The organism is Deltaproteobacteria bacterium (assembly GCA_016219225.1).
In the GTDB taxonomy this organism is placed as follows: domain Bacteria; phylum Desulfobacterota; class RBG-13-43-22; order RBG-13-43-22; family RBG-13-43-22; genus RBG-13-43-22.
Genome location: JACRBX010000180.1, coordinates 16,816 through 32,736, shown reverse-complemented (window position 1 = coordinate 32,736; position 15,921 = coordinate 16,816). Strand labels below are relative to the sequence as shown.

Here is a 15,921-nt window from a genome sequence, read left to right as displayed (position 1 = left end):
CTCCCAGGCCCCAGACCAGCCAGGCCCGTGAGGAGGGAGGATAATTGGGTTCGAGAGCACCGAAAAGAGATGGTGGGTTTTGGTGAATGGTAACAATGACCTCGCTATTCTGTTGGATAAGACTATCCGAAGATATTTGAAATTTTGGAATTCAGAATTCAGGAGTCAGAATTCAGAATTCAGAATGAGTAACAACCCCAATAAAAGATATTCCATTATTCTGAATTCTGGATTCCTGGCATCATAACAAGCTCGCTTATTAAAAATGTTAGAGATAAATCCTCAGGTGTACTTTGGAAGAATCTACGCCTCGTCCGGGAGTTACCCCGGAAGAGACATAGCAACTTATCGCTACAACGCCACTTTTTTCGTCATTCCCGAACGTCTTTATCGGGAATCCAGTTTTTTCAAGAAAATAAGAAAATCAAAGACCCTGGATTCCGGCTTAAAACATGCCGGAATGACGGATAACGGAGTGCATTAGTAAAAAAATTCGCTGTAGTATTATGTAGCACATTTTATGGTTGGATACAACTCACTAAAAATTTTCCTGTTTAAGGCGGGCCTTTAGCCAGACTTGAAGCCTTTCTTCCAAAGGACCGAGCCATTTTTCAATAGAAGCCATGTCGCCATCGACCAGGGCCTGTCGATGTTCGGATGTCAAATCATAAGAGGCCAGGACCCCCACCGGGTTTTCAGCCAGGGCGGTCAGAAATTTATTGTCTTCAGCGGCCCTTTCTAAAACGGTCAGGACGGCCTTTACCGAAGATACCTTGAATTCCGGTATCTTGGCCTGGGGGTCAAAGACCGGGTTGGTCAAACGGTTGGCCGGGGCATCCTTCCAATGAAAGGCCATAAAGGCCTGGCCCGGCCTGACCCGGTCGGTTTTCCTGACCCTGGTCTGGATCTCACCCCGGCGGGAGGAGAGGGAGATCAGGTCTCCCTCTTCAATACCCAAATGGAGTGCATCCTGGGGATTGATCTCCACCCGGCTTTCCGGGGCCAGGGTTTCCAGAACCCGTGAGCGATGGCTCATGCTTCCGGTATGCCAATGCTCCAGGATCCGGCCGGTAGTCAGCAGCAGGGGATAGGCGGCGGTGGGTAATTCGGCCGGCGGTCTGTCATGGACCACATGAAATTTTCCACGGCCCCTGGTAAATTCCCCTTTATGCAGCAGGGGTGTGCCGGGGTGTTCCCCGTCCCAGCAAGGCCATTGAAGGCCCGGACCGGGAAGCCGGTCGTAATAAATCCCCCCATAGATCGGGGTAAGTCGGGCAATCTCTGCCATGATCTGACCGCTGGAGGGATAGTGCATGGGATAACCCAGACGCCCGGAGATCTCGGCCAGGATTTTCCAATCTTCTCGGGCTTCCCCCGGCGGATCAATGGCCCGGTGGACCAATTGCACCCGCCGCTCCGTGTTGGTGAAGGTCCCGTCTTTTTCGGCAAAGCTGGCGGCGGGAAAGACCACATCGGCTAATTGGGCCGTTTCGGTTAAAAAGATGTCTTGAACGACCAATAGCTCCAGCCTGGCCAGGGCTTCTTTGGCCTGATTCAGATCCGGTTCACTGAGCATGGGATTCTCTCCCATGACGTAAAGGGCTTTAAACGCCCCATCATGGGCGGCCTGAAACATTTCCGTCACCGTCAGTCCCGGTTTTTCGTTTAAGGCCTTTCCCCAGGCCCTTTCAAATTTTTTCCGGACCGTCGGATTATCCACCCGCTGGTATCCCGGATAAACCACCGGCAAGGCCCCCATATCGCAGGCGCCCTGGACATTGTTCTGTCCCCGAAGGGGGGCAAAACCGGTTCCCGGGCGGCCCAGATTTCCGGTAAGCATTAACAGATTGGCGATGGTCTTGACATTGTCAGTGCCGGTAGTGTGCTGGGTAATCCCCATGCCATAAAGGACCATGGCCCTGTCGGCCTGGCCGAAAAGCCGGGCACATTGGCTGATTTTTTCTCCGGACACACCGGTAATTCGTTCCACGGTTTTCAGGTCGTAGGGGTCCAGCGACTGAAGGAAAGGCTCGAATTCCTCACACCTGCCGGCTATGAAAGCCCGATCAAGGAGACCGGCCTCAACGATTTCCCGCATGATTCCATTCAGCAGGGCCACATCCGTGCCCGGTAAATGGGCCAGGTAGACTTCGGCCAGTTCGCTCAGTTCAATGGCCCGGGGGTCGGCCACGATCAATTTTGTCCCCTTGTTTTTGATAGCCCGGGTAATTTTTCGGCCGATGATGGGATGGCATTCGGTGGTATTGGAGCCTATGACCAGGAGGACATCGGCGTAATCGATATCGGAAATGGAATTACTCATGGCCCCGTCTCCGAAGGCCGCCAGAGCTGCGGCCACCGTGGAGGCATGGCAAAGGCGGGCGCAATGATCCACGTTGTTGGTCCCTAACACCGCCCTGGCAAATTTTTGCAGGATATAATTGTCCTCGTTGGTGCATTTGGCCGAACTCAAGACGCCGATGGCCTCAGGACCGTGAAGGGCACGAACCAAGGCTAGCTTCCGGGCCACCAGGTCCAGTGCTTCGTCCCAGTCCGCCTCCCGAAAGACCTTCCCGGGGTTATCGGTATAGATTGTCTTGGGCATCTCCTCCTTACGAATCAGAGGCCGGGTTAACCGATCGGGATGATGGACATAGTCTATTCCGTAACGGCCCTTGACACAAAGTTCTCCCCGGTTCACCGGGCTCTGAGGATCCCCCCTTACTTGTACGATATTCTGTCCCCGGACCCCCAGATAGACGGCACAGCCTACGCCACAATAGGGACAAATGGTCCGGACTTCCTTTTCCATAGGGAGGGCGGATTTGGCCGTCAAGGCCCCGGTGGGGCAATGTTCCACGCACTCCCCGCAACTCTGGCAGACGGACTGGGCCAAAGGTTTGGCCCCAAAAGGACTGACCACTGTTCGGGAGCCCCGGTAGGCAAAATCAATGGCCCCGACCCCGACGATTTCGTCACAGGTCCGCACACATTTTCCGCAGAGGATGCATTTATCGGGATCAAAATCATAGGCCGGGTTGGAGAGATCCGGCAGGTGGGGCGATTTCCTCCGGCGCAACCTCTCGACCGAACTTTGCTGGACGCCCACATAACGGGCCACCTGGAGAAGCGCACAGGCCTGATTTCGATTACAGACCAGACAGGTTTGGGGATGGTTGGCGATGGCCATTTCCACGATGGTCCGCCGCACCCTCCGGATTTCTTCGGTTTCGGTATGGACCACCATACCGTCCTGTACCGGTGTGGTGCAGGAGGCGGGCAGCCCCCGCATCCCTTCGATCTGGACGATACACAACCGGCAGGCCCCGAAGGGTTTGAGGGCCGGATCATGACACAGAGTGGGTACATAATACCCCGCTTTCTGAATCGCTTCCAGGACTTTGGCCCCTTCAGGGACCTTGACTTTACGCCCTTCAACGATGAGGCTGATTTCCTTCACGGTTTCCATCTCCAGTATCCAGTTTAACAGACCAAAACGGCCTGGAATTTACACACCTCGTAGCAGGTGGCGCACTTGGTGCACTGGTCCTGTTCAATGCTATGGGGTTTCTTTTTATCACCCCTAACCGCCCGGACCGGGCACTTACGGGCACAAACCCCGCAGCCGTTGCATTTCTCAACATCGATTGCATAATGAAACAGGGGCTTACAGATACCGGCCGGGCACTTCTTGTTAACGATGTGCGCCTCATATTCCGGACGGAAGTAGCGCAGGGTGGTCCGGACCGGGTTAGGGGCGGTCTGGCCCAGTCCGCACAGGGCGCCTTTCTGGACGGTCTCGTTGATATTTTCCAGGAGGGCGATATCCTCCGGGTATCCTTGCCCGGCACAAATGTCATTGAGGATGTCCAGCATCTGACGGGTCCCGAGACGACAAGGCAAACACTTACCGCAAGACTCTTCTGAGGTGAAAGTCAGAAAATATCGCGGGATGTCCACCATGCAGGTATCTTCATCCATGACCACCAGGCCGCCGGAACCCATAATGGAACCGGCGGCGGTCAACGACTCATAATCTACGGGAAGATCCAAAAGGTCGAAGGGGATACATCCTCCGGAAGGTCCCCCGGTCTGGACGGCCTTAAGCTTCTTCCCTTTGGGTACCCCTCCCCCGATTTGGTTGATGATCTCCCCCAGGCGGATACCCAGCGGGACCTCAATGAGGCCGGTTCGCTTGACCTTCCCGGCCAGGGAAAAAGTCTTGGTGCCTTTGCTTTTCTCCGTCCCGAAGCCGGCAAACCAGGAGGCGCCCTGGGTTAAAATGGCCGGGATATTGGCCAGGGTTTCGACGTTATTGATATTGGTCGGTTTTCCCCACAGCCCCTGGATGGCCGGGAAAGGCGGGCGGGGCCGCGGCATGCCCCGCCCCCCCTCTATGGAGGCCATGAGAGCCGTCTCCTCACCGCAGACAAAGGCTCCGGCCCCTTCCTTAATCCGGAGCTGAAACCGGAAAGGCCTTCCAAGGATATTTTGCCCCAACAGGCCATATTGATTCATCTGCTTAATAGCCGTCTCCAATCTTTTAATGGCCAGGGGATATTCAGCGCGGATATAGATGTAGCCTTCCTGGCAGCCGATGGCGTAGGCTCCGATCAGCATCCCTTCCAAAACCGAATGGGGGTCTCCTTCCAGGAGGGAACGGTCCATAAAGGCCCCGGGATCTCCTTCATCGGCATTGCAGATGATATACTTGGTCGGGTCCGGAGCTTTTCCGGCCAACTCCCACTTCAGACCGGTGGGAAATCCAGCTCCCCCGCGGCCGCGCAGGCCGGAAGCCTTGATCTCCCGAATCACCTCTTCCGGGTGCATGCCCAGGGCCTTCCGGAGTCCTTCGTAGCCGCCTCGAGCTATATAGTGTTTGATATCTTCCGGGTCTATTAAACCGCAATTGCGTAAAGCAATTCTTATCTGGGGTTTGATCATCGGGAGTTCCTCGAAACGGGGAATCCCGTCGATCGTCTCTTCTCCCAGGGTACAAACCGCCCACTCTTTCAGGAGGTCATCATCCCGGAGAAAGGAAACAAGGATCTTCTCGGTCTTTTCGGCGTCAAGTTTTCCAAAATAAACAAATGGTCCATGGGGCTTACGCACGGCCAGCAGGGGTTCGAGGTAACACATGCCGATACACCCCACTTCCATGAAACGGCCCGGCTGACCTATTTGTTGAAGCGTTTTTTGGGCCGCGCAGTAAACCTCTTCCGCTCCGGCTGCCTTCCCACAGGTCCCCAGTCCGATCTGTATCAGGGGCTGCTGCAGATTCTGCAAGGCCTTCCATTCCCTTTCCGCTTCGGACTTTAAAGTTTTAAAATCCATATCTTTCCCATTTAATGCCTCGACACTTTATTTTCGTATCAAATCCCGACCCCCGACCCCTAATCTCCTGATCCCTGATCCCCGATCCCCGATCCCCGACCCCCGAATGCTAACCCCCCCGCATATCCGAAAGAAGTCTTAAGGCCTTGGATCGATTGGTGCTTCCATAAACCCTTTCATTGATTACTAAAATGGGTGCCAGGGCACAGGACCCGAAACAGGCTACCGTTTCAAGGGTAAAAAGGCCGTCTTGGGTAGTCCGGCCAGGGGCCACCTGGAGGTATCCCTGGATGTCATCAAGAATCCGTCCGGAGCCTTTCACATGACAGGCGGTCCCCCGGCAAACCCGGATAATATATTTTCCTACAGGCTGGAGACGGAACTGGGAATAAAAGGTAGCCGTCCCGAAAACCCTGGCGGCCGGCAACCGGGTCAGGCGGGCGATCTCCAGAAGGATCTGCTCAGGCAAAAAGCCCAGGGCCTTTTGAACGCACTGAAGCATGGGGATAAGTTCATCGGCCCTTCCTTCGAACCTTACCTGCATCTCGGCCAAGAGGGCCTCTGGATCCAATCGGCCCTGCAAAGGGGATTGCTCAAAATGGACCAGGTGCATGGGTTTTTCCCTTCCGGTACCTCAATCCGAACAAGTCGGAAAATCTATTTATAAAGCGCGTATTATCAGGCAACATGTTGCCTGATCTATTAAAATAGTTTGAATCGTAAAAAATCGCTGAAACCCGCATTACGTCATTCCGGCGAAAGCCGGAATCCAGTGTTTTTAATTGATCTCGATTGGCCTGGATTCCCGCCTGCGCGGGAATGACGGCTTTTTTACGGTTTCATCAAAATCGCCTTTCGGCTTTTGCCTAAAGCCCGGTTGAGTATCTTAACGGTCCAGAAGTTTGTAAAGGGATAAAAGCTGCACTTCGGAGAGATCCCCCACATTCTTCCGGATCCAGTCCAGATCTCCTGACAGTATGGCGGCTTTGGCGGTTGCCGAAAGCTGGTATTCCTTCAGCGCTTCCATCCCGTCTTCCATCAGGTTGTGCCAAAAATTTTCATTTTGAGAGGCCTTATCCAGGACCCGGATAACCTCATCCCTCTGGATAAGCCTTTCCGCCTGGGTTTCAATAATAAGGGATTCCATCGAATCCTTTTTCCTGGCTTTCAGGGCATTCCCCACTACGGCCATAACTTCATCATCGGTAAAGGGCTTACGGAGGTAATCCGCCACCCCCATCTTTACCGCCTGGACGGCAGAAGCCACCGATGGATAGCCGGTTATGATAATTATTTTGGTTTCAGGCCGGTTCTCCTTGACCCGCTGGATGACCTCCAGACCATCGATGTCGGGCAACCGGAGGTCGGCTACCACCAGGTCAAAATCCATGGCAGCGAATTTCTCAAGGGCCTTTTGCCCGGTATCGGCCAGTTCCACATTATAACCCTCTTCACGCATGACGAGTTCCAGCCCTTTAGCCACGCTGGATTCATCCTCTACAACCAGGACATGGGGAGGCTCGGCCTGCCCTTTGTTTACGGTTTCCGGAATAGGATACATGGTCTCACCTTTTATTGAATCTTGAAATTTAAAAACTGCATTTTCGAACCAAACCCTCATGGTCCCTTTCCTCACCATCCTCCTCGATGAGAGGGCAAGGGGGGGCAACGACGAATGAAAAACCGAATGTCGAATATCGAATAACGAATACTGAATGTCGAAGTAAGCTGAAAAAACTTCATAATTCGAAATTCGATGTTCGAAATTCAAGATTCGTATCTTTGTGTTAAGCGCTCATGCCCGGGTCGGGCACTACGAAGAATGAAAATGTCTTTCGCCGACCCCCGATCCCTGACCCCCGATCCCTGAACGTTATTTTCGTACTAAAGCAAAAGGGGTGCCACTGTCCTACTGGAGCAGGATCTGAGTATTTATTTATTAATTTCAATTGGTTAATCTAATGGAGCCCATACTTCAAAGAAATCGCAAAATCCTCAGAAGTATAAAATTTTATAGGGAAAAAGAGACAAATTGAAATTCTATCAGTTGCTTTGAATAGTTATAGGTGTATAATGAAATATACGGAAATAGACTTAGCCCATCGAATCGACTGAAACCGGCACCGGAAAGGATCTAAGCTTTCGCAGCCTATTTTGTCTGGGAAAAGGCGGCCGCCATGGTCCAGGAGATAAGTTTTGAGCGTTTTTACCGCGTTTTAAAGGACATCAGCGCCTCGCTGCATTCCGAGACACGGGTCAAAGATGTCTTGGAAATTGTGGTCAGGAAGTCTGCTGAGGCGATTTACGCCAAAGGGGCTGTCGTTCGAATCCTGAATCTGCAGACGCACCAGTTGGATTTGTTTGCCGCTTATGGGTTGAGGGAGGAATATCTTTCCAAGGGGCCTATCTCCAGCCAAAAACTCATTGCCGATCTCTGTCACGGCAAAAAGATCCGCATCATACGGGATATCCTCCATGATCCCCTGGTTCAATATGCCAAAGAAACCTGGGGCGAAGGGATCCGGATGATGATGGATGCCCCCCTTATCCTTGGTGGTGATGTCATCGGCATCCTGCGGTTCTACTTCTCCGAATCCAGGGAATTTTCAGAGGAAGAACTGAATTTCATCATACCCATTGCCGAACAAGGGGCCTTTGCCATTCAAAAGGCCCAACTGATCGAGAAACAAAGGACCCAGTATGACCGGTTGGCCCTTCAGACCGAGAAGTTGTCGGCCCTGGGCCGGATGGCAGCCGGCATCGCCCACGAGATCAACAATCCCCTGGCCGGCATCCTTCTTTTCAGTTCCAACATGCTCAAAAAGGTCCCTAAAGAAGGTCCCTTCAAAGAAGGTCTCGAGATCGTCATCAACGAAACCATCCGCTGTAAGACCATTATCCAGGAACTTCTCGAATTCTCCAGGGCCAGTGAACATAAGGTGGCCATGACCAATATCAATACCATTATTGAAAAGTCGCTGCGCATCCTGGAAAATGAATTCCTTCTTCGTCATATTCGCGTGGAAAAACAGCTCTTGAACGAGATGCCGGACCTCCTTTTGGATCCAAACCAGATGGAGCAGGTTTTTATTAACCTGTTATTTAATGCCCTGCAGGCCATTGAAGATCGAGGGGAAGTTATTGTCCGGAGTTATATGACGACCGACGGGGAGCGTATAAAATGCGAAATCGCCGATACCGGCTGCGGAATCCCTTCTGAGCATCTGGCAAAAATATTCGAACCTTTCTTTTCCACCAAGCCCAAAGGGACCGGTCTGGGTCTGGCCGTCAGCTATGGAATCGTCCGGAAACATCAGGGCCATATTTATGTTTCCAGTAAAAAAGGACAGGGAACGGTATTCAGTTTGGATTTCCCAATACCCTGAAAGGGGCTCTTTCACGGAACCATCGACCATGGGAATCAGACCTGTAAGCATTCTAATCATCGATGACGAACCGGTGATATCCAAAGGCTGCCGCCTGGCCCTTTCCGGCCGGGGTTATTCAGTGGATGCCGCCTTGACCGGCCAGGCCGGCCTTTCGGCTATCAGAAAAAATTCCTTTGATGTGGTCCTGCTGGACCTGAAACTCCCGGATATGGACGGGATGGATATCTTGAAATCCATCCACAAAAACCATCCCGAGATCTACTTTATCGTCATGACCGGGTTTTCCACGGTCCCCAATGCCGTCGAAGCCATGAAATCAGGGGCCTTCGATTATCTGGCCAAGCCCTTCTCGGAGGATGAACTCCTGATGGTGGTAACCAGGGCTATTGAGAAAAAAAATCTGGTAGAGGAAAACCTTGCTCTCCGGAAGGAACTCCTCAACCGCTTCAGTTTTGAAAACATTGTCGGGGAGGATCCGGGAATCCTTCGGATCTTTGAGGAGATTGAGAAAGTCGCTCCAACAGACAGCACGGTGCTTCTTTACGGAGAGAGCGGTACCGGAAAAGAGCTGTTCGCCGGGGCTATTCATGCCCACAGCCGGAGGGCCTCCCGGCAGTTTATAGCCGTAGACTGCAGTACCCTTTCTCCAAGTCTTTTGGAAAGTGAGCTTTTTGGGCATGTCAAAGGGGCTTTCACTGGGGCCATACGGGACAAGGAAGGCATCTTTGAAGTGGCCCACGGCGGGACCCTCTTTATGGATGATGTGACCAATCTGGATATGGAAATTCAAGGCAAGCTTCTGCGGGTCCTGGAGACCGGGGAATATAAACCGGTGGGGGCCAGCCATTTTAAAAAAACCGATGCCCGGATCATTGCCGCCACCAACCGGGATCTGAGAGGTCTGGTGGAGGAGGGAAGATTCCGGGAGGATCTTTTTTACCGCTTGAATGGTTTTCCCATCTACATTCCCCCCCTTCGGGAGAGAAAGGGCGACATCCCCAGGCTGGCCTATCACTTTTTGAAAGACTTTTGCCGAAAGACCGGGAAACGGATCGAAGGGTTTTCCGACGATGCCCTGGAGACCCTGATACAGTACCGCTGGCCGGGCAATGTCCGGCAACTAAAAAACGTTGTGGAGCGTCTGGTTATCCTGGCCGAGGATAAGACCCTGGATCTGCTCTATCTACTCGATCATCTCCAGATGAAACGCTCCTTTAAGGATAATCCGATTCCGGAAACCCTGGAAGAACTTAAGGCCGCCAAGAAGCACCTTCAGGAGGTGGTTTTCGGGCAGATTCTAAAGGCTTTTCTCCAGAAGGCCCTGCAGGACTGTTCCGGTAATATCACCCATGCTGCCGAAAAAGTGGGCATGCAAAGATCCAATTTTTGCGCCCTCTTGAAGAAACATCACATTTCATCGGACCGTATAAAGAAAAAACCCAAGGAAGGGGATTCAGATTGAAAAGAGGAGGATTCTAACCAAAGATATTTGAAATTTTTCTGTATCGGTACTAATCGCCTAACGGGTCTTCTGGCCCAGGAAGGCCTCTTTAATCTTGGCCTCTTTGATTAATTCCTTGGATTCCCCTTTGAGGACTATCCTTCCTGTTTCCAGGACATAGGAAAAATGGGAGACTTTCAGGGCCTGCTTGACATTTTGTTCCACCAACAGGACCGTAGTCCCTCCTTTATTGATCCCTTTGATGGTCCGGAAGATATCGGCCACCACCAGGGGCGCCAATCCCAGGGATGGTTCATCCAGGAGGAGCAATTTGGGCCGGGCTAACAAGGCTCTGGAAATGGCCAGCATCTGCTGTTCGCCTCCGGAGAGGGACCCACCAGGCTGATTCTGTCTTTCCTTTAACCAGGGGAACCGTTCAATCTCCTTTTTGATGTCTTCTTTTACGGACTGGTCTTTCCGATGATAAGCACCCATCTCCAGATTTTCCAGAACCGTCATTTTGGCCAGAATGGCGCGGCCCTCCGGCACCAGGGCGATCCCTTTTTTAACAAACTGATGGGGCTTTAAGGCCGTTATATCTTCCTGTAAAAAACGGATCCGGCCGGATTTGGGTTTCAGCAGTCCGGCGATAGTCTTGAGCAAAGTGGTTTTCCCGGCCCCGTTTACGCCGAGGATGGTTACAATGGCCCCTTCCGGCACCTCCAGGTCCACCCCTTTCAGGGCCTTGATATTTCCGTAATACGTCTCGATGCCTTCAACGGTTAACACGAATACCTCTTAAGGCTAACTAAACCCTCGGGCCCCTCTGGGGCACCATGAAGCATGAAAATGATTTACTCCGAACTCCGAACCCTATACTCCGATCTCGTTTTCTTCTTCCCGGCCCAGGTAGGCTTCAATGACTTCCGGGTTATGCTGGATCTCCTGAGGGGTCCCCTCGGCAATCTTTTGTCCGAAATTTAAAACCACCAGCCGGTCGCAAACGGTCATAACCATGGACATATCGTGTTCAATCAACAGGACTGTTATGCCGAGGCCGAGTATTTTTTTAATCAACCCGGCCATCTCCTCGGTTTCCAGATCATTCATCCCGGCAACCGGTTCATCCAATAAAATCAGCTTCGGTTCGCTGGCCAGAGCCCGGGCGATCTCCACCCGCCGCTGCAGGCCGTAAGGCAGACTCATAGCCGGAAGGTGATTATAGCCGGTCAATCCAACCAGTTTGAGCAGACTGTCGGTCTTTTCCCGGATCTGTTCTTCTTCCTTTTTCTGGCCCTGGGTGCGCAGGACACCCCTTAAGACGCCGGCCCGGCTTCGGCAATGTCGGCCGACCATAACATTTTCCTCCACCGACATTTGATCGAAGAGCCGTATGTTTTGAAAGGTCCGGCTGATGCCCCTCTGGGTGATCTTATGGGACTTCAGGCCGCTGACCTTTTCTCCGGCAAAAAATATTTCTCCGGAGGTGGGATAGAGAAAAGAGGTGACCACATTAAACAGGGTGGTTTTTCCAGCCCCGTTTGGACCGATCAATCCCAGGATCTCCCCTTTCTCCAAAGCGAAGGAAACCTCGTTTAAGGCGGCCAAACCCCCGAAAACCTTGCTGACTCCCTTAAGCTCAAGCAGCATCGTTTCCCCTGTTTTTCCGGCCTCTGAACCAATCGATCAGGTTGGCATCGATAAACCCCTGGGGGCGGAAGACCATCATCAAGACCAGAACGATCCCATAAATCATGTAGCGGTATTCACTCAAGGACCGTAGTAACTCGGGCATAACCGTTAAAAAAGAGGCCCCGAAAATCGGGCCCCAGAGGATTTCACTGCCGCCGAAGACCGCAAAAACCAGGATTTCCACGGCCCGGTGATAGGTGAAATCCGCCGGGCTGATATAGCCGGTCACGTGGGCGAAGAGGGCCCCGGCAAATCCGGCCAGCAGTGCCCCCTGACTGAAGGTCAGGATTTTATAATAAGTGGTGTTGATCCCCATGGCCTCGGCCGCCTTTTCATCCATCCGGATGGATGAAAAGGCCCGGCCGACCCGGGAACGATCTAAGCGTCCGAAAAAAAAGACCACCAGGATGGTGATGAAAAGCAGAATGGAAAAAACCGTCAGACTGATGAATTCGTTGTTCTTGAGACCTATGCTTTCCGGGGAAAAACCGTATTTTTGTACCTGGGCCAGGATGGTCCGCCCCAGATGGGGAATCCCGGCTACGCCGACCGCCCCATTGGTCAAGGATTCCCAATTGATGAAGATCACCCGAACGACTTCCCCGAAACCGAGGGTGGCGATAGCCAGGTAGACCCCATGTAACCTGAGGGTCGGTATCCCGATCAGGGTACCCATCAGGGCCGCCAAAAAAGAGCCGGCTAAAATGCCCAAGGGGATGGGCAGACCCAGCTTGGAGGTCAAAAGGGCAGTGGTATAGGCCCCGATGCTCATAAACCCGGCATTGCCCAGGGAAAGCTGTCCCGTGGACAGGGTGATATAAATACTCAACCCGAGCAGGATGTTTATTAAAATAAATGAGGCGACTTGCAGGTAATAGGGATTAATCAAGAAGGTCTCATTTCTTATCCCTTGGCTTCGGGCAGGGCCTGCCCGAATAATCCCTGGGGCTTGATCAATAAGATTACGATGATGGCCACAAAGGCAATGGCATCCCGGTATCCGGAGTCGCCGTAGGCCACGACCAGGGTCTCGGAAAGGCCCAGGATCAGGCCCCCGGCCATGGCCCCGTTGACACTGCCCATGCCGCCCAGGATAATAATAGCCAGTCCTTTTAAGCCCATGGGCAGTCCCATCTGGTTGTTGATGTAATTGAAGGCCATGCCCACCAGCACACCGGCAATCCCTCCCATGGCAGAGGCCACCACTACCGTGGAGGTAATGATTTTTTTGGTGTCGATACCCAGCAGGCCGGCGGTCTCCAGGTTTTCGGCTGTAGCCCGCAGGGCCTTGCCGGCCTTGGCCTTTTTCAGCCAGGTGGAAAGGCCGGCCATCAACAAGAGGGAGATTACCAGAATAATGATCTGTACCAGGTAGATGGTTACCGAACCGCCCTCAAATTTGATATCCCCGAAAGAGGTCGGGAAGGGATTGTTCCCGGCCCCGAAAAGGTGGTGGGCCAGGTTTTCCAGAAAAATAGAAATCCCGATAGTGCTGATCAGGGAAGCCAGATGGGAAGCCCCTTTTCTGCCCCGGATGGGTCTTAAGGCCAGACGTTCCAGAAGATAGCCCATGGCGGCTGTGGCCAGGATCGCCCCCAAAAAGGCCACGACCATAGGGGCCTGGAACCGGGTGATTAAAAGCATCCCCACAAAGGCCCCGAACATAAAGATCTCCCCATGGGCCATATTGATGATATCCAAAACGCCGAAGACCAGGGTATAGCCCAAAGCCACAATGGCGTAGATACTGCCCAGGGTGATGCCGTTGATCAGTTGTTCAAAAAACAAAAAAGTTACCTTTTAATTAGGAAAATCCTATACCATTTTAATTAAAAAGCTGAAACTTGCCGCCCTTGATCACTAAAACATTGGGCTCCATGACCACGTCCCGTTCGGCGTCAAAGGAGAATTTGCCTAAGACGCCATTGAAGTTCCGGATGCCGGCCAGGGCGTCCCGCAATTTGTCGCGGTCGGCTTTCCCGGCCTTTTTCAAAGCCTCGGCCATGATATAAAGGGCGTCATAGGCCTGGGCGGCGAATTGGTCCGGCTTCTTGCCGAAAGTCTTTTCATATTTCTGGACAAAGGCCTTTACCTTCGGGTCGGGTTTGTCGCCGAACCAGGGGGTGGCGACGATCAGCCCTTCGGCCGCTTCTTTAGCAATTTCGATCACTTTTGGGGAATTAAAGCCATTACCGCCCACAAAGGGGATCGTGATCCCCATCTTCCGGGCCTGGGACAATATCACCGCCCCTTCTTCGTAAAGGGCCGAACAGAAAATGGCATCCGGTTTGGTGGCCTTGATCTTGGTCAACTGGGCCTTATAGTCGGCCTGTCCTTTTTGAAATTCTTCGATAGTGGTTATTTTCAGGCCCAGGTCGGTAGCCACCTTTTTCATGGTGTCGAACCCGGACTTGGTAAAGACATCGTCATTCCCGTAGAGCATGGCCACCTGTTTGAGGTTGTATTTAGCCACGGCCTTTTTAACCGAGGCCGGAATGGCCAGGGATTCCGGCAGGGAATTTCTAAAGACATATTTTCCGATCTGGGTGATCCCCACAGCCGTGGTCGAGGTGCCCATGATCGGTACGCCGCTGGCGTTGGCCTCGGGACCGACGACCTTCATCTCCGTACTGAGGGTGGGACCCAAAATGGCTACAACCTGCTGGGAATTGATCAATTTCTGTCCGGCGGCCAGGGCCTGCTCCTGTTTTCCGGAGGAATCTTCAAAAATCAACTCGATTTTGACTTCCCCCTTGGCGTTTACTTCGTCCCGGGCCAGTTTAAAACCGTTGGTTATGGCTTCACCGTAGCCGGCTCCCGGTCCGGTAATGATGGAAATAACCCCGATTTTAGCCGGAACGGCCGCGGCTTGAGTCATGGTCGCCGAAAGGCCCAGAAAAAGAAAGGAAAAAAAGATTAAAAAACCGGTTTGGATTCTTTTATCCATAATACCCTCCTGAAAATAAATTTATCATTGATTTTTTTTTAATACCCCCAGTCCTTCTTATTGTCAAGAATTACTCCAATCTTGCCCCCCTTTCACTTTCAGACCCATGTCTAAAAATTTCTCCGATTGGTCAGGGTCGGGGGTCTTTTTTCAGGCTTGTCCAAAAGGTAACGTCCGGCTTCAGGTATCGGCTGCTTTCCCGGGGATTACCTGGTAGAAACCGTTCATTTGGACCAATTCTACTGAAATTTCAAAGAGATTTGTTAAATTTTGACTGGTCAGGATTTCCTCCTTTTTGCCGTCAGCCAAGACCTGACCGGCCTTCAACAACACCACCCGCGAAATCTCAGGCGGTATTTCATGGATGTGATGGGTTACCAAAGACACCGTCTTGCCTGCGACCATGAGATCCCTGATGATCCCGAGATACTGGAAACAGGCTTTCACATCCAGGCCGCTGGTCGGCTCGTCAAGGACCAGTACCTGGGGATCATGGATCAAGGCCCGGCCCAGAAGAAGTCTTCGCTGCTCGCCGGTTGACATCTCGGAGAACCGTTTATTACGACAATGGGCGATCCCGAGTCTATTCATCAGCTCTTCAGCCCTGGATTGGTCCTGGTCGGTGAAGGTTTGGTGGGCCCAGATATTTATACTGGAATAGATACCGGAGAGAAGCACATTCAGACCAAGGACACTACCCATATAGTGTTCCTGGAGTTCCTGAGAGACCATGCCGAGGTGGGCCCGCAGTTCCCAGACATTCCAGAGATCTTCTCCCAGTACCTTTAAATAACTGCCTTCCTGCTGGACAGGATAAATTTCCCGGCTCAGCAGCTTGAGCAGGGTGGATTTCCCGGAGCCGTTAGGTCCCAGGATGGCCACACTCTGTCCCTGAATGATGTTAAGGGAGAGCCGATCGAAAACCCGGGTCCTCCCGCGGTATACCGTGGCGTTTTTAATCTCTATCACTTTGGGCATAAGGTTAGTCATTATAAATAGTTAGTTCTAAAAAATAGGATTCCAGGATTCCAGGATTCCAGGGTTTTAAATTCCACGCCTTTCACTTGAACCCTTGGCCCCTGGACCCCTTGAATCCTTTTTCATGCTTCGTGGTGCTG

The 15,921-nt window shown here is 52.4% G+C and carries 12 protein-coding genes; 2 read left to right on the top strand and 10 right to left on the bottom strand.

Annotated features, from left to right (window positions below):
- Positions 1–538 precede the first annotated feature (538 nt).
- From fdhF to HY879_15700, 4 genes are all read right to left on the bottom strand, one after another.
- The gene (fdhF, locus tag HY879_15715; protein ID MBI5604786.1) at positions 539–3,460 is read right to left on the bottom strand and encodes a formate dehydrogenase subunit alpha; all 2,922 of its coding nucleotides are present in this window, start codon (positions 3,458–3,460) and stop codon (positions 539–541) included.
- Between the two features lie 23 nt (positions 3,461–3,483).
- Positions 3,484–5,334 carry an NADH-quinone oxidoreductase subunit NuoF gene (nuoF, locus tag HY879_15710; protein MBI5604785.1) on the bottom strand — a complete coding sequence of 617 codons (1,851 nt, stop codon included), beginning with the start codon at positions 5,332–5,334 and terminating at the stop codon, positions 3,484–3,486.
- Positions 5,335–5,443: 109 nt separating this feature from the next.
- Positions 5,444–5,947, bottom strand: coding sequence for an NADH-quinone oxidoreductase subunit NuoE (gene nuoE, locus HY879_15705; GenBank protein MBI5604784.1), 504 nt, complete (start codon positions 5,945–5,947; stop codon positions 5,444–5,446).
- Positions 5,948–6,220: 273 nt separating this feature from the next.
- Positions 6,221–6,895: a response regulator gene (locus HY879_15700; GenBank protein ID MBI5604783.1), complete on the bottom strand. Its 675-nt coding sequence runs from the start codon at positions 6,893–6,895 to the stop codon at positions 6,221–6,223.
- 616 nt (positions 6,896–7,511) lie between these two features.
- Here HY879_15700 and HY879_15695 point away from each other — a divergent pair.
- Together HY879_15695 and HY879_15690 are read left to right on the top strand one after the other, a co-directional pair.
- Positions 7,512–8,720 (top strand): GAF domain-containing protein, encoded by a 1,209-nt coding sequence (locus tag HY879_15695; protein MBI5604782.1) that lies wholly within the window; start codon positions 7,512–7,514, stop codon positions 8,718–8,720.
- Positions 8,721–8,748: 28 nt separating this feature from the next.
- On the top strand, positions 8,749–10,185 hold the full coding sequence (locus HY879_15690) for a sigma-54-dependent Fis family transcriptional regulator (GenBank protein MBI5604781.1): 1,437 nt from the start codon (positions 8,749–8,751) through the stop codon (positions 10,183–10,185).
- A gap of 57 nt (positions 10,186–10,242) precedes the next feature.
- Here HY879_15690 and HY879_15685 read toward each other — a convergent pair whose 3' ends face one another.
- The 6 genes from HY879_15685 to HY879_15660 form a co-directional block, all read right to left on the bottom strand.
- Positions 10,243–10,953: an ABC transporter ATP-binding protein gene (locus HY879_15685; GenBank protein MBI5604780.1), complete on the bottom strand. Its 711-nt coding sequence runs from the start codon at positions 10,951–10,953 to the stop codon at positions 10,243–10,245.
- A gap of 84 nt (positions 10,954–11,037) precedes the next feature.
- The gene (locus HY879_15680) at positions 11,038–11,814 is read right to left on the bottom strand and encodes an ABC transporter ATP-binding protein (GenBank protein ID MBI5604779.1); all 777 of its coding nucleotides are present in this window, start codon (positions 11,812–11,814) and stop codon (positions 11,038–11,040) included.
- Entirely contained in the window at positions 11,804–12,745 is a 942-nt protein-coding gene (locus tag HY879_15675; GenBank protein ID MBI5604778.1) for a branched-chain amino acid ABC transporter permease, read from the bottom strand. The genes HY879_15680 and HY879_15675 overlap by 11 nt, the downstream gene beginning before the upstream one ends.
- Before the next feature lie 14 nt (positions 12,746–12,759).
- Positions 12,760–13,644, bottom strand: a complete 885-nt coding sequence (locus HY879_15670; protein ID MBI5604777.1) for a branched-chain amino acid ABC transporter permease — start codon at positions 13,642–13,644, stop codon at positions 12,760–12,762.
- Positions 13,645–13,681: 37 nt separating this feature from the next.
- The gene (locus HY879_15665; protein ID MBI5604776.1) at positions 13,682–14,803 is read right to left on the bottom strand and encodes an ABC transporter substrate-binding protein; all 1,122 of its coding nucleotides are present in this window, start codon (positions 14,801–14,803) and stop codon (positions 13,682–13,684) included.
- A gap of 180 nt (positions 14,804–14,983) precedes the next feature.
- Positions 14,984–15,781 (bottom strand): ATP-binding cassette domain-containing protein, encoded by a 798-nt coding sequence (locus HY879_15660; GenBank protein MBI5604775.1) that lies wholly within the window; start codon positions 15,779–15,781, stop codon positions 14,984–14,986.
- Positions 15,782–15,921: the final 140 nt, after the last annotated feature.